Source organism: Pseudomonas oryzihabitans, from assembly GCF_032027545.1.
Taxonomy (GTDB): domain Bacteria; phylum Pseudomonadota; class Gammaproteobacteria; order Pseudomonadales; family Pseudomonadaceae; genus Chryseomonas; species Chryseomonas oryzihabitans_F.
This window is the reverse complement of record NZ_JAVSJB010000002.1, coordinates 533,468-547,659: the sequence shown is the minus strand read 5'-3', so window position 1 is coordinate 547,659 and position 14,192 is coordinate 533,468. Positions and strand designations below refer to the sequence as shown.

Below are 14,192 nucleotides of genomic sequence, written 5' to 3'. Positions count from 1 at the left end.
AAGAAAGTCGAACGGGAGTTCGAGCATGCCGTTGCTGAAACTGCTGAGTGATGGGAAATTTCATTCCGGCGTCGAGCTGGGTGAGGCCCTGGGCGTTTCCCGAAGTGCCATCTGGAAGCGCCTGAAGACGCTCGGTGAAGACTTGGGTATCGAGGTCTTCAAGGTCCCGGGGCGCGGTTATCGTCTCGAGGAGCCCCTGTTCCTGCTCGATGGCGAGCTGATCGCCCGAGAGGGCGGCTGGCCGGTGACGGTGCTGCCCTCGATCGACTCCACCAATGCCGAGGCGCAACGCCGTCTGCAACGGCAGGAACAGCCGCCGTTCGTGCTGCTCGCCGAGCATCAGCAGGCCGGTCGCGGCCGTCGTGGCAGGGCCTGGGTCAGTCCCTATGGCAAGAATCTCTATCTCACCGCCGTGGTGTCCAGCCAGGGCGGCATTCAGAAGCTGCAGGCGCTGAGTCTGACCATGGGCTTGGCGGTCATTCGAACCCTGCACTGCCTGGGTGTCGAGGATGCCCGGTTGAAATGGCCCAATGACGTGCTGGTTCGTGGCCGAAAGTTGGCCGGCATCCTCATCGAGTTATCCGGGGACCCGCACGATGCCTGCCAGGCGATCATCGGGATCGGTATCAACGTGAACATGCGTTTGGCTGACAATATCGATCAGCCCTGGATCTCCATGGCCGAAGCCCTGGGCGCGCTGCAGGATCGCAATGCAGTGGCCAGTCTGCTGCTCCAGGAGATCGATAGCCTCTGGCAAATTCATCGACAGTCGGGATTCGCCGTCCTGCGGGACGAGTGGGAGCGTTATCATGGCTGGCAAGGTCGAGCGGTTACCCTGTCTTCGGGGGCTCGCTGTATCCAGGGCACAGTGGAAGGAGTTGCCGAAGATGGGTCCATTCTCATGCGTGTAGACGGTCGGACGCAGGCGTTCAACGGTGGTGAATTGAGTTTGAGCCTCGACCATGATTCTTGAGCTCGATTGCGGAAATAGTCTGATCAAATGGCGGCTGCTTGACCCCCATGCCGATGTGGTCAGTACCGGTATCGTCGATAGCGACGAGGCTTTGGTCGCGGCTCTGTCCGAGCCGGGAATGCCAAGGTTCGTCGCCTGCCGACTGGTCAGTGTCCGTAGCGATGAAGAGACCCAGCAGCTCAAGGAGCGACTGACGGCGACCTTCGGCGTCGCCTGTCATCAGGCGCTGCCCGTGGAAAGCTGGAACGGGGTGCGCAACGGCTATCGGGATCACCAGCGCCTGGGCATGGATCGTTGGCTGGTGATCCTGGCTGCCGTGCAGCTGGCCCAGGGCAAGGCATGCGTGGTGCTGGACCTGGGGACGGCGGTGACCGCCGACCTGGTGGATGCCCAAGGCGAACACCAGGGAGGTTTCATCTGTCCGGGGATTCCGTTGATGCGTCGGGAATTGCAGACCCATACCCGTCGTATCCGCTACGATCCACATTGGGCCAGTGGTGAACGCTACGAGGCGCCGGGACGCACGACCATCGAGGCCGTGGAACGGGGTTGTCTATACATGCTCAAGGGCTTCGTCCGTACCCAATACGAGCTGGCGCAGGAGATGTTCGCCGAAGGTTGCGAGATCTTTCTGACTGGTGGTGACGCGGAATTGGTCAAGCATGTCGTTCCAGGCGCGCGAATCGTGCCCGATATGGTGTTTGCTGGATTGGCTTTGGCGTGTCCGCTCGAGAACGAATGATGCGTTGGTTGTTTCTGCTATTGGTGGTTCTGAACGTTTTCTACTACATATGGCACCAACAGCAGGTGCCTTTGCTGGGTAAGGAAATCGCCCCTCTGGCGCTGTACAAAGGCGAGCGTGAGAACATTCGCCTGTTGAACGAGACGGGATCCGGTGACGCAGCGCGGCGTTAGTGACGGCGGTACCTTTCGATGAGGAGCGAAGATGCTGACGCTAGGTAATCTCTGCCTGTTGCTAGGTGCGGTCGGCATCGGTCTGTGGTTCTGGCACGGCCACGGCATTCGCGAGCGGGCGTTGTGGCTCGCGGAGCAGGAGTGCCGGCGCCGCAAGGTAACGCTGCTGGACGGCGCCGTGGCCTTTTCGCGCTTCCGCTGGCTGGCAGACGCCAAGGGCCGCAGGAGACTTGCGCGGCTGTTCGCCTTCGAATTCACCGTGACCGGGGAGGAGCGCCTGAACGCGTCGCTAGCGCTGTTCGGCAAGACCCTGGCCAAGATGGAGTTCGCACCTTTCGTGGTACCTGAAGCCGAACGGCCGGCCGCAGATTCGGTGGTGGCTTCGGCGCCCGTGTATCAGGCGAAGCCGGAGCATGGTCAGGTGGTCTATCTGGATCAATGGCGGCAGCGGCAACGCGCCGAGGCCAATAGGCGCCAGGAGCCGGAGTGACGCCCGGCGTCATCCCTCAACCCATTCCTTTCGAGTAGTCCCGACGACTGGCTGCTGCCGGTCCGCGTTGGCTTTTCGCTTTTTCCGATGTGAGTTCGATGTTCAGTCCTCTGGTTACCTTTCCTGCCCTGTATTTCGCGACGCTATTGATGTTGGCCGGGTCCGGCCTGTTCACCACCTATATCGGCCTCAGGCTCACCGAGCAGGGGGCGGGGGACATGTGGACCGGCGCCCTGATGGCGGCCTATTACTTCGGGTTGGTCTGTGGAGGCAAGTTCGGCCACCGACTGATCGCCAGCGTCGGTCATATTCGCTCCTATGTGGCCTGCGCCGGGGCCGCGACAGTGACGGTGCTGATTCATGCGCTGGTGGATGACCTCGGTATCTGGATCGCGCTGAGATTCGTCATGGGCGTGGTGATGATGAACCAGTACATGGTGATCGAGAGCTGGCTCAACGAGCAGGCGGAGAATCACCAGCGCGGCAAGGTGTTCGCTGGCTACATGGTGGCAGTGGACCTGGGGTTGGTGATCGGTCAGGCCTTGCTGGCCTGGCATCCGCAACTGGATTACAAGCCGCTACTGCTGGTGGCCATCTGCTTCGCCTCCTGCCTGATCCCGCTGGCGATGACGCGGCGGGTGCACCCGGCCAAGCTGGTGGCGGCGCCCCTGGAAATCCGTTTCTTCTGGCGGCGGGTACCGCAGTCGCTGGTGACCATCTTCACCGCGGGTCTGCTGGTGGGCGGCTTCTATGGTCTGGCACCGGTGTTCGCCAGTCGCAGTGGCCTGGATACGGCCCAGGCGAGCTTCTATGTCGGCCTGTGCATCGTGGCGGGCTTCTGCGCCCAGTGGCCGCTGGGCTGGTTGTCGGATCGCTTCGACCGTTGCAAGCTGATCCGCGGCAATGCGGTGCTGCTGTGCATCGCCGCCGTGCCGTTGTGGGGACTGGTCACCTTGCCCTATCCCTGGCTGCTGACCGCCGGCTTCGTTTCGGGGATGTTGCTGTTCACGCTATACCCCCTGGCTACGGCCTTCGCCAATGACCATGTGGAGCCGGAACGGCGGGTGGAGTTGTCGGCCATGCTGCTGACCACCTATGGAGTAGGTGCCTGCATCGGCCCCTTGCTGGCTGGCGCGGCCATGCAGCATTTCGGCCCCGGCATGTTCTATGTGCTGGCCTCGGCCTACGCGCTGATCCTGGTGTTCTTCGTGCAGCCGCGCTTCGTCAGTGGCGAGCACCGCCTCAACGAGGCGCCGCTGCATCACGTGGCGATGCCGGATACGGTGAGCCCCATGGCGGCGGCGCTGGATCCTCGCATCGACGAGGTGCCGCAGGAACTGGTGGTGGAGGCCCCTGCCACGATCGGACGGGGTAATCAGGCGGGATAAGCGAGCCCGGCGCGAGGCCGGGCAGGGGCGTGGCGGCGGATCAAGCCTGGGCGCGTTGGGCCGCGGCGATGGCCGGGTCCAGGGTACGCGCTGAACCGTTTTCGGCGATCCGGCGATCCTGTAGGTGTTGCTGTTGCTGATTGATCAGCCGACCCAGGGGACGCTGGCTGGATTCCTCGGCGATCTTGCGGTCCTGCAGGCGTTCCTGCTGTTGCTTGATGAGCTGACCCAGGGGGCGCTGGCTGGATTCCTCGGCGATCTTGCGATCCTGCAGACGCTCCTGCTGTTGCTTGATGAGCTGACCCAGGGGACGCTGGCTGGACTCCTCGGCGATCTTGCGATCCTGCAGGCGCTCCTGCTGCTGCTTGATGAGCTGACCCAGGGGGCGCTGGCTGGATTCCTCGGCGATCTTGCGATCCTGCAGGCGTTCTTGCTGTTGCTGGATCAACTCGCCCAGGGGGCGTTGACTGGATTCCTCGGCGAGCTGGGCGGCCGAACTTTGAGCGAAGACGGGGTCCTGGGCGAAGGTGTTCAGGGCCAGGGCGGTCAGGGCGAAACCGAAAGCGATGCGCAGGTTCATGGTGGTGTCCTCGGGGGAAACTGTTCTGGAGTGAGTTCAGTATCCGGCTGGGGACCGCCAGGAAAAAATAGACTGGCAAGATAGTGACTATCAGCCTTGTCGATGGCTCTTAGAAATCTCCTAGCCTCCCGTCGATGATGCTTCCTGTGCTTCCAAGGAAATCCGACTGGCACCGAAGAGGCTGCGCAAGGCCTCGGCGTAGGCGTGGGTGCCTATCACCATACTGTTGGAATGGGTACCGCCGGGGACCAGTAGCAGACGCTTGGGAGCCCGGGCAGCGGCGTAGAGGGCCTCGCTGAAGCGGGGCGGGACGTAGCGGTCGTCGTTGCCGTGGACGATGAGCACCGGGATGTGGATGTCGTGAATCTTGTCCAGGGAATCGAATTTCTCCGACATCAGCCAGCGTAGGGGAAAGCGGGTATTGACCACGGCCGAGGCAGCGTCGGCGAGGGTGGTGAAGGTGGATTCGATGATCAGGCCGGCGGCGGCGGGATAGTCGCCGTCCGGGTCGTCGTCGCGAGCGATGCGCCAGGCCAGGTCCACGGCGATCGCGCCGCCAAGGGAGTGGCCATAGATGTATCTCTTGCGGGCATCGGGTTGCAGTTGCTGCAGGTGTTTCCAGGCGATACGGGCGTCTTCGTAGACGCTGCGTTCGGAGGGGACGTCGCCGGGACTTTCGCCGAAGCCGCGGTAGTCGATGGCCAGTACCGAGTAGCCGAGTTGGCGCAGGGTGGCGATGCGCCTGACCTGGGCGGTGAGATTCCAGCGCGTGCCGTGCAGATAGAGGAGGGTGGGCGCATCGGGACGCCGTGCCGGCCACCACCAGGCGTGAATGTACTCGGTCCCCTTGAGCACGCTGCTGACCGGGAGGTTGAACTGGCGGACGCCCTCGGGCACGCCGGAGAACCAACTGGCGTTGCCTGGTTCGATGCTGAATACCCATTGACGCTCGCGATAGGCCAGTTCCGAGCAGCCATAGGGCACGCCGACGCCCACCAGCAGGGCGACGAAGAGCAGGGGAATCCAGCGGCGGCGGAGCAGGGTGGCGAGCGACATGGCGTTTCCGGAGAGGAGCGAGGTTGAAGGCACCGAGGCGCCTGGCACAGGGGCGTTCGTCGCCTGGCGCGAACCCCCGTTTCGGTTGGACAGTCATCCTAGTGACAGCGACTGCAATGACCCCCATTTGAGGTGTAGCCATGAGTGCCACGGCCAAGAAGAGCGATCCCGAACTCTGGGAAAAGGTGAAGCAAGAGATTACCGAGGGCGACAAGGGTGGCAAGCCCGGTCAGTGGTCGGCGCGCAAGGCGCAATTGGCAGCTCAGGAGTACCAGAAGCGCGGTGGTGAATACCAGGGCGGCAAGGGCAAGGACAACCACCTGCAGCAATGGACCGACGAAAAGTGGGGTACCCGGTCCGGCAAGAAGTCCGAGGAGACCGGCGAACGCTATCTACCGGAAAAGGCCCGCGACTCCCTGAGCAAGGAGGAGTACCAGCGCACCACCACCCAGAAGCGCAGGGACACACGCCGTGGCAAGCAGCATTCCAAGCAGCCCGCCGATGTCGCACGCAAGACGGCAGCGGCGCGTGAGTCGGGTTTGGCCGGCCTGACCAAGGATGAGCTGATGAAGCGTGCGGTGCGCCGCGATGTGCGGGGCCGGTCCCGTATGAAGAAAGATGAACTGGTCGAGGCGTTGCAAAAGGCAGGTGAAAAATGAGCACCAAGAAGGCTTCCGACGACGACAAGAAAGAGGTTCGCAGCGAATTCAAGCAGGTGGTCAACATGACCCCAGGTCAGCTGCGCAAATGGCTCAGCGGTGACACCAGCAAAGGCGTGGGCATGACCAAGGGGGGCAAGAAGGTGAAGGCCGCCAACGATGGCAAGGCGGTCGGCCATACCATGGGCGAGCGTATCCTCGAGCTCAAGGGCAAGCGCCAGGCCGAGCTGGAAGATGACGACTACCAGGCCATGCGCAAGGTCATCGGCTATGTGCATCGCCACCTCAAGCAGCGACCTGATGGCGACATCGAAGACTCGCGCTGGCGCAAGTCGCTGATGAACTGGGGCCATGATCCCCTGCGTGACAAGCGCAGCGCCTGATTCCGACGAACCGCAGCCCAGGCTGCGGTTTTTCTTTTGTGCAGAGTGACTGGCCGAATTTGTGGGCAACTGTGACGCCGCCGAAGGGACGCAAAGGAGTAGGGTAGCCGCCTATCTATCTGAAAACGTTCAAGGAGTTGTTCATGGCCCCCCGGGATCTGTTGCTGGCATTGGTCGTCATCCTGGCCTGGGGGGTGAACTTCGTCGTCATCAAGCTTGGTTTGCAAGGGGTGCCGCCCATGCTGCTGGGCACCCTGAGATTCTGTCTGGCGGCCTTTCCGGCCATCCTCTTCGTGCGCCGCCCCCAGGTGTCCTGGCGGCTGCTGCTGGCCTACGGCCTGACCATTTCGCTGGGGCAGTTCGCCTTCCTGTTCTCGGCGATGTACGTGGGAATGCCGGCGGGCCTGGCCTCTCTGGTATTGCAGGCCCAGGCCTTCTTTACCCTGGCGTTCGCGGCAACCTTCCTCGGTGAGAAGGTGCGGCGGGCGAGCCTGGTCGGGCTGCTGGTGGCAGCCCTGGGCTTGCTGCTGATCGGCACCGAGCATGGGGTGACCATGACCCTGGCCGGTTTCCTGCTGACCCTGGCGGCGGCCGCCATGTGGGGGCTCGGCAACATCGTCACCAAGAAGATCGGCAAGGTCGACATGCTCGGCCTGGTGGTCTGGGGCAGCTTGATCCCGCCCATTCCGTTCTTCCTCTTGTCGTGGCTGCTGGAAGGGCCGGAGCGAATGACCACGGCGCTGACGTCGCTGTCCGGCTATTCGCTCTTCGCCATCGTCTACCTCGCCTTCATCGCGACGCTGCTCGGCTATGGCATCTGGAGTCGGCTGCTGTCGCGCTATCCGGCGGGCCAGGTGGCGCCCTTCTCGCTACTGGTGCCGGTGGTGGGCCTGACCTCGGCCTCCTTGCTGCTGGGGGAGCAGATGACCACCCAGCAAGAAATGGGTGGCCTGGCGGTGATGCTGGGTTTGCTGATCAATGTCTTTGGCGGTCGCTGGCTGGATGCGCGCAGCAATGCCTCGCGCAATGCATGATATTGCGCGTTTATATTTGATTGTGCATGATTTGCTGATCCTCTCGGAGTATTAGCATGAGCGCAGCCATTCACCTTCCCGAAGAACGCCAAGCGGCGATCCTGGCCCTGCTCCGTGAGCAGGGTCGGGTCCTGTCTGCCGAGCTGGCCGCGACCTGGGGCATTTCCGAAGACAGCGTGCGTCGTGACCTACGCGAGCTGGCCCGCCAGGGCCTGTGCCGGCGAGTCTACGGAGGGGCACTGTCACTGTTGACGCCACCGGCGCCGCTGACGACCCGCATCGGTCAGGACGAGGGGGCCAAGCAGGCGCTGGGCCGGGCCGCCGCTGCCTTGGTGGAGCCGGGCCAGTTGCTGCTGCTGGATGCCGGCTCGACCAATCTGGCCATCGCCCAGGCACTGCCGGGGAATAGCGAGCTGACGGTAGCCACCAATGCCCCGGCGATAGCGGCAGCGCTGTTGCAGCGCCAGGGCATCCGCGTGTTGATGATCGGCGGCCTGGCCGCGCCGGAGTCGGGTGCCTGCCTGGGCGCCAGGGCCATGCGCGATCTGCGCGGTGTGCGTGCGGACCTGGCCTTCCTCGGCACCTGTGCCTTGTCGGTGGAGACGGGCGTGACCGGTTTCGACCTGGAGGAGGCCGAATTCAAGGCCGCCGTGGCCGAGCAGAGCAGTCAGGTAGCCGTGGCGGTGACCGCCGAGAAGCTCGACAGCGTGGCCTTCTATCATGTGCTGGAGTTGCAGCGGGTGAATCACCTGGTGGTGGAGCCCGAACTCGAGGCGACGCGCCTGCAGCCCTATCGCGACGCTGGTCTGCAGGTTCACCAGGCCGCCCGCTGAGCCACCCTTCCAGGATCGCCATGACCACTGCCGTGCTTCGTCGTCAACGCTGGGCCACCTTCACCGTCTTTCTCGCCAATGGCTGTGGGATCGGTGGCTGGGCGGCCGCCATTCCCGAACTCAAGCGCGATCTGGCGCTTGGGGACGGTCAACTCAGTCTGGTGCTGCTGGCCGTGGCGTTGGGCGCCATGCTGACCATGCCCTTCGCCGGGGTGCTGGTGCCGCGCTCGGGGGGCACCGGGCGGCTCACGCGCTACAGTATCCTCGCCTTCATCCTGGTGCTGGCTTGGCCGGGCATCGCGCCCTCGCTTGGCTGGCTGCTGCCCTGTGCCCTGCTGCTGGGGGCGTGCAATGGCCTGATCGACGTGTCCATGAATGCCCATGCCAGCGACGTGGAAAGCCGCTGGGAGCGTCCGTTGATGTCGTCCTTCCACGCGGCTTTCAGCCTGGGTGGCTTCGTCGGTGCCGGGCTCGGCGCCTGGGCGCTGCACCTGGGTGCTTCGGCCTTGGTGGTGCTGCTGGCTGCGGGCGGGGTGGCGCTGCTACTGGCCTTGCCCGCGGCCCTGGCATTGGACGAGGGGGACCGCAGTCCGGTCAGCCATGCGCTGCGCTTGCCGGATCGGCGGGTGCTGGCGCTGGGGCTGATCGCCCTGGGCTGCCTGATGCTGGAGGGTGCCATGACCGACTGGAGCGCCGTCTACCTGGGGCAGGTGGGTGGGGCGACGCCGGTGGTCGCCACGCTCGGCTATGCGGCCTTTTCGCTGACCATGCTCGTTGGCCGGCTGTTCGGTGATGGCATCCGCGCGCGTTTCGGTGGTCCCCAGGTGATCTTCGGCGGTGCGCTGCTGGCAACCCTTGGGCTGGCGCTGGCGGTGATCCTACCGGCGCCCTGGACGGCGATCCTCGGCTTTGCCCTGGTCGGCCTGGGCCTGTCCAACGTGGTGCCCGCAGCCTTCAGCGCGGCCGGTCAGGTGGCCGAGACACCGGCCGCCGGTATCGCCATGACCGCCACCGCCGGTTATCTCGGTTTTCTGCTCGGCCCGCCGCTGATCGGCGCCGTGGCCGGGCAGGTGGGGCTGCGCGGCAGCCTGCTGCTGCTGACCCTGATCGGGGTCGCGGTGGCAGTGCTGGCGCTGCGACAGCGCAAGGCGTAGGGAACCCCGCTGCGCTGAGCAGACCCAAGGAGGAACGGAACGATAAGGAGGCGGCCATGACGCGCCCACGCAAGATCCTCGCCTGGCTGCTGGGAATCATCCTGCTGCTGTTCGTGCTGGTGCTGGTGGTGCTGGCCACCTTCGACTGGAACCGCCTCAAGCCCAGGATCAACGAGCAGGTCTCCAGTGCGCTGCATCGGCCCTTTGCCATCGAGGGCAACCTGGGCGTGGTCTGGCAGCGCGAGCCGGACCAGGGCGGCTGGCATGCCTGGATTCCCTGGCCGCATATCGCCGCCGAGGACCTGAACCTCGGCAACCCGGACTGGGCCAAGGACAAGACCTTCGTCCACCTCGACCAGGTACGGCTACGGGTCTCGCCGCTGGCGCTGCTGGCCAAACAGGTGTACATCCCGCGCATCGACCTCAGCGGGCCGGTGGTCAACGCCCAGCGCCTGGCCGATGGCCGCAACAGCTGGACCTTCGAGACCGCCGAAAAAGCCCCCGATGCCGAGCCCTCGGCCTGGACGGTGGACATCGGCACCATCGGTTTCGACGCCGGCCAGGTGAGCTTCGACGATGCCCAGAGCGCGACCCGTCTACGGGCCCGAATCACCTCCCTGGACGCCCCCATCGCCTATGCCGACCTGGTCGGCAAGCAGGGCACCTCGCGCCAGCGCGCCCACGTCAAGCAGACCCAGGCCTTCCAGTTCGCCGTGGCGGTGGAGGGCAGCTACAAGCAGGTGCCGGTGAGCGGGCGCGGTCAGATCGGTGGCCTGCTGGCCTTGCAGGACGCCGATATCCCGTTCCCCATCCAACTCGATGCCCGGGCCGGGCAGACCCGCGTACAGCTGTTCGGCACCCTGACCGATCCGCGTCGCCTGGGCGCCCTGGACCTGCACCTGGTGCTGGAAGGCAAGAGCCTGGCGCAGCTCTATCCGCTCACCGGCGTCACCCTGCCCGAGACGGCGCCCTATGCCACCGACGGCCATCTCACGATCAAACTCAACGATCCGGCCGGCGCCCGTTTCAGCTACGAGGATTTCAATGGCCGGGTGGGCAAGAGCGATCTGCACGGTGACGTCCTCTTCACCGGCGGCCAGCCGCGACCCAAGCTCAGCGGGACGCTGCGTTCCGATCAGCTGCTGTTCGAAGACCTGGCCCCGCTGATCGGCGCGGATACCAAGGAACAGCAGGCGGCCAAGGGCGAGTCCAGCACGCAACCGGCCGGCAAGGTGCTGCCGGTGTCGGAATTCCGCACCGACCGCTGGCGGGCGATGGATGCCGACGTGCGCTTCACCGGCAAACGCATCGTGCAGAACGCGCAACTGCCGATCACCGACCTCAATACCCATGTGCGCCTGACCGACGGGGTGCTGCTGCTCGATCCGCTGCGCTTCGGGGTGGCCGGGGGCGATCTCAACACCACGGTGCGGCTGGAAGGCAACAGGACGCCCTTGCAGGGCCGCGTCGACCTGCACGTACGGCGGGTCAAGCTGAACCAGCTGTTCCCCACAGTGGAAACCATGAAGCGCAGCATGGGCGAACTCAATGGCGATGCCACCCTGAGCGGTACCGGCAATTCGGTCGCGGCGCTGCTGGGCACCAGTGATGGCGAACTGAAGCTGTTGATGAACGACGGCCGCATCAGTCGCAGCCTGATGGAGCTGGCCGGACTCAACGTCGGTAACTACCTGGTCGATCGGCTGTTCGGTGACGACGAGGTGGAGATCAACTGCGCGGTGGCCGATCTCGACTTCAAGAAGGGCCTGGTGGCGCCCCGGGTATTCGTACTCGATACCGAGAACGCCCTGATCAACATCACCGGCACCGTCAACCTGGCGACGGAGCGGCTGGATCTCACCGTCGATCCCCACAGCAAGGGCCTGCGCATCTTCTCGCTGCGCTCGCCGCTCTATGTGCGTGGCACCCTGAAGAATCCCTCGCCCGGCGTGAAGGCGCTGCCCCTGGCGGCGCGAGGCGCGGCGGCCGCGCTGTTGGCCACCTTCGCCGCCCCGGCGGCCGGGTTGCTGGCGCTGGTAGCACCCAGCAACGAACAGGGCGCCCAATGCAGTGCCCTGTTGCAACAGATGCGGGCAGGGCGCTGAGTTAGAGCAGGTGCGAAGGGACTTGACAGATGACCGTTCGGCGGCATGTGGGGCTGGGAAAGAACCGCTTTGGTTGGTCAGGCTCTATAGAAGTAACCCGAGTCGGGCAGCCTTTTCGCGGAGACCCCTCATGCGTGACGACACCGATAGCCAATACGAAATCCACTACAAGTTGCTGGGCGAAAGCTATACCGACCGTATCAGCAGTCTGGACGTGCCCATCACCGACGTGGTCCGTGAACTGGCCTGTCGGCACCTGGATGCGATCAACGACGAGCGCTTCCAACTGGCCGACATCGAGTCCGGTCAGGCGCTGGTGGCGCTGCATGACGTGTCCATCCATCGCGTCTTCCCGGAAGCGCCATGAGCCGCGTGATCAAGGGTGGTCTACTGGCCCTGGCGATCATGGGCCTGGCTGCCTGCTCTACCGAGACGGTGGTGACCCTGCAGGATGGTACCCAGTACATCACCCAGGACAAGCCCAACACCAAGACGGCCGATGGCTTCTACGAATTCACCGACGTGGCGGGCCGCCATGTCCGGGTGAAGGCGGCTGACGTGGCGACCGTCAAGGCCGAAGACTGATTCAGGAGGCTGCCATGCCACGCGGTGACAAGTCCAAGTACAGCGACAAACAGGAACGCAAGGCCGAGCACATCGAAGAGAGCTACGAGAAGAAGGGCGTCTCCAAGGATGAAGCCGAGGCGCGTGCCTGGGCGACGGTGAACAAGCAGTCCGGCGGTGGCGAGAAGGCAGGTTCCGGCAAGGCCAAGAGCGTCACCGCCAAGCGTGCCGACCGCAAGGACTCCGCGCGGCGGGCGGTGGCGACCAAGCAGGGCCAGTCGCCCAACAAGGGGCGCGCCTCGGCCCGCCGCTCACGCAGTGGCAGTACTTCGCTCAGCGACCTGACCCGCGATGAGTTGGTCAAGAAAGCTGCTGAACAGAATGTTCGTGGGCGGTCGCGAATGAAGAAAGACGAATTGATTCGTGCCTTGAGCTGATATTCTGACGCGCACAAAATAAAAAGGTCAAATGATGTCTTAACTCCGCTTCGACTGTAGCTATCCAGCGCCCCATACCGCGCTGAAAGCCAAACAACGCCGTGTTCTCTTCAAGGAAACGCGGCGTTTTTTCTTAGCTGGCGGGTGAAAAGGGCTTAGTGATGGATCAATGGGGCCATGTGCTAACGGATGAAGCTTGGATTTGGCTTTAAACCTGCTATCGCGGCCATGGGCCGCTCCTACAGGCACGGGCGTCACCGTAGGAGCGGCCCATGGCCGCGATACGACGTTGCTCCTACGGCGATGCTCTGACTTTAGGAGCGGCCGCATCGGCCGCGATCGGCTTTTTCTTTGCCTGGCGCCTTAGCTGGGCAGTAGACGGCAGGTGAGGCTCTTGATGTAGCGGGTTTCCGGAATCGCCGGGTGCACCGGATGATCAGGCCCCTGGGCGCCGCGTTCGAGGATCTGCAGGTTGCGATCCAGGTGGCGGGCGCTGCCGAGCAGGATGTTCTGCAAGTCGTCTTCGGGCAGGTGCATGGAGCAGGAGGCGCTGACCAGGATGCCGTCCTTGTTCAGCAGCCGCATGGCCTGTTCGTTGAGGCGACGGTAGGCGGCCTCGCCGTTCTTCAGATCCTTGCGCTTCTTGATGAAGGCTGGCGGGTCGGCGACGATGACGTCGAATTTTTCTTCGCCGGCCTTGAGCTCCTTGAGCGCCTCGAAGACATCGCCCTCGACGCACACCAGCTTTTCCGCCAGGCCGTTGAGGGTGGCATTGCGCTCCACGCCGTCGAGGGCGAAGCCCGAGGCGTCCACGCACATGACCTCGCTGGCGCCAAAGGCCGCGGCCTGTACGCCCCAACCGCCGATGTAGCTGAACAGGTCAAGGACCCGCTTGCCTTCGACATAGGGCGCCAGGCGCGCACGGTTCAGGCGGTGGTCATAGAACCAGCCAGTCTTCTGGCCTTCGCGGACCGGCGCCTCGAAGCGCACGCCGTTCTCTTCCAGCGCCACCCAGTCCGGTACCTCGCCGTAGGCCACTTCCACGTAGCTGGTAAGACCCTCGGCCGTGCGGGCGCTGCCATCATTCTTCCACAGCACGCCCTGGGGTTTGAACACCTGCAGCAGGGCGGCGAGGATGGCGTCACGCTGGCGCTCCATGGTGGCGGAGGCAATCTGCACCACCAGGATATCGTTGAAGCGATCTATCACCAGGCCGGGCAGGAAATCCGAATCGCCGTAGACCAGGCGATAGCAGTGGCTGCCGAACAGCCGCTCGCGCAGGCTCAGGGCGACCTTGAAGCGGTGCACCAGCAGCGACTTGTCCAGCAGGTAGCCGGTGTCACGGGAGAACAGCCGGGCGCAGATCAGGTTGTTGGGCGACAGCGCCACCAGGCCCAGCGGCTTGCCGCTGGTGGTTTCCAGGATGGCCTGGTCGCCCGGTTCGAAGGCGGTGAGCGGGGTGGCGACGACGTCCACCTCGTTGCTGTACACCCAGAGGTGCCCGGCGCGCAGACGGCGGTCGGCATTGGCTTTGAGGCGCAGGCGGGGCAGGGTCATGAAGCTCTCCAACGAAGGGGGCAAAAGCGCGGAATTATAGCGCAAAGCCACCTGCCCGGGCCGG

At 64.3% G+C, this 14,192-nt stretch carries 17 protein-coding genes; 14 read left to right on the top strand and 3 right to left on the bottom strand.

Annotated features, from left to right (window positions below):
* Positions 1–25 precede the first annotated feature (25 nt).
* From birA to RND78_RS04945, 5 genes are all read left to right on the top strand, one after another.
* On the top strand, positions 26–973 hold the full coding sequence (birA, locus tag RND78_RS04965) for a bifunctional biotin--[acetyl-CoA-carboxylase] ligase/biotin operon repressor BirA (protein WP_312726570.1): 948 nt from the start codon (positions 26–28) through the stop codon (positions 971–973).
* The gene (locus tag RND78_RS04960; RefSeq protein ID WP_312726539.1) at positions 963–1,715 is read left to right on the top strand and encodes a type III pantothenate kinase; all 753 of its coding nucleotides are present in this window, start codon (positions 963–965) and stop codon (positions 1,713–1,715) included. The genes birA and RND78_RS04960 overlap by 11 nt, the downstream gene beginning before the upstream one ends.
* Entirely contained in the window at positions 1,712–1,888 is a 177-nt protein-coding gene (locus tag RND78_RS04955) for a hypothetical protein (RefSeq protein WP_160328349.1), read from the top strand. Before RND78_RS04960 ends, RND78_RS04955 begins: the two co-directional genes overlap by 4 nt.
* Before the next feature lie 31 nt (positions 1,889–1,919).
* Complete coding sequence (locus tag RND78_RS04950; protein ID WP_312726537.1) at positions 1,920–2,378, top strand: DUF3301 domain-containing protein; 459 nt, start codon at positions 1,920–1,922, stop codon at positions 2,376–2,378.
* 98 nt (positions 2,379–2,476) lie between these two features.
* Positions 2,477–3,766 carry an MFS transporter gene (locus RND78_RS04945; RefSeq protein ID WP_312726535.1) on the top strand — a complete coding sequence of 430 codons (1,290 nt, stop codon included), beginning with the start codon at positions 2,477–2,479 and terminating at the stop codon, positions 3,764–3,766.
* Positions 3,767–3,806: 40 nt separating this feature from the next.
* On the opposite strand, the gene RND78_RS04940 is transcribed toward RND78_RS04945, so the two are convergent.
* Complete coding sequence (locus RND78_RS04940) at positions 3,807–4,346, bottom strand: hypothetical protein (protein WP_312726534.1); 540 nt, start codon at positions 4,344–4,346, stop codon at positions 3,807–3,809.
* A 120-nt stretch (positions 4,347–4,466) separates the two neighbouring features.
* Positions 4,467–5,402 (bottom strand): alpha/beta fold hydrolase, encoded by a 936-nt coding sequence (locus RND78_RS04935; RefSeq protein ID WP_312726532.1) that lies wholly within the window; start codon positions 5,400–5,402, stop codon positions 4,467–4,469.
* Positions 5,403–5,542: 140 nt separating this feature from the next.
* On the opposite strand from RND78_RS04935, the gene RND78_RS04930 reads away from it, so the two are divergent.
* The 9 genes from RND78_RS04930 (at position 5,543) to RND78_RS04890 (ending at position 12,571) form a co-directional block, all read left to right on the top strand.
* Positions 5,543–6,061 (top strand): hypothetical protein, encoded by a 519-nt coding sequence (locus tag RND78_RS04930; protein WP_312726530.1) that lies wholly within the window; start codon positions 5,543–5,545, stop codon positions 6,059–6,061.
* The gene (locus tag RND78_RS04925; protein WP_312726529.1) at positions 6,058–6,444 is read left to right on the top strand and encodes a DUF3140 domain-containing protein; all 387 of its coding nucleotides are present in this window, start codon (positions 6,058–6,060) and stop codon (positions 6,442–6,444) included. The genes RND78_RS04930 and RND78_RS04925 overlap by 4 nt, the downstream gene beginning before the upstream one ends.
* A gap of 143 nt (positions 6,445–6,587) precedes the next feature.
* Entirely contained in the window at positions 6,588–7,478 is an 891-nt protein-coding gene (locus RND78_RS04920; protein ID WP_312726528.1) for an EamA family transporter, read from the top strand.
* Between the two features lie 56 nt (positions 7,479–7,534).
* Positions 7,535–8,311 carry a DeoR/GlpR family DNA-binding transcription regulator gene (locus RND78_RS04915; RefSeq protein WP_312726527.1) on the top strand — a complete coding sequence of 259 codons (777 nt, stop codon included), beginning with the start codon at positions 7,535–7,537 and terminating at the stop codon, positions 8,309–8,311.
* A gap of 20 nt (positions 8,312–8,331) precedes the next feature.
* The gene (locus tag RND78_RS04910) at positions 8,332–9,465 is read left to right on the top strand and encodes an MFS transporter (RefSeq protein WP_312726526.1); all 1,134 of its coding nucleotides are present in this window, start codon (positions 8,332–8,334) and stop codon (positions 9,463–9,465) included.
* A gap of 56 nt (positions 9,466–9,521) precedes the next feature.
* Positions 9,522–11,570 carry an AsmA family protein gene (locus tag RND78_RS04905; protein WP_312726525.1) on the top strand — a complete coding sequence of 683 codons (2,049 nt, stop codon included), beginning with the start codon at positions 9,522–9,524 and terminating at the stop codon, positions 11,568–11,570.
* A 130-nt stretch (positions 11,571–11,700) separates the two neighbouring features.
* Positions 11,701–11,937 (top strand): hypothetical protein, encoded by a 237-nt coding sequence (locus tag RND78_RS04900; RefSeq protein ID WP_312726524.1) that lies wholly within the window; start codon positions 11,701–11,703, stop codon positions 11,935–11,937.
* Positions 11,934–12,155, top strand: coding sequence for a YgdI/YgdR family lipoprotein (locus tag RND78_RS04895; RefSeq protein WP_312726523.1), 222 nt, complete (start codon positions 11,934–11,936; stop codon positions 12,153–12,155). Before RND78_RS04900 ends, RND78_RS04895 begins: the two co-directional genes overlap by 4 nt.
* A 14-nt stretch (positions 12,156–12,169) precedes the next feature.
* Positions 12,170–12,571 carry a Rho termination factor N-terminal domain-containing protein gene (locus RND78_RS04890; RefSeq protein WP_312726522.1) on the top strand — a complete coding sequence of 134 codons (402 nt, stop codon included), beginning with the start codon at positions 12,170–12,172 and terminating at the stop codon, positions 12,569–12,571.
* Between the two features lie 363 nt (positions 12,572–12,934).
* Here RND78_RS04890 and RND78_RS04885 read toward each other — a convergent pair whose 3' ends face one another.
* Positions 12,935–14,128 (bottom strand): class I SAM-dependent rRNA methyltransferase, encoded by a 1,194-nt coding sequence (locus tag RND78_RS04885; RefSeq protein ID WP_312726520.1) that lies wholly within the window; start codon positions 14,126–14,128, stop codon positions 12,935–12,937.
* Positions 14,129–14,192 lie beyond the last annotated feature (64 nt).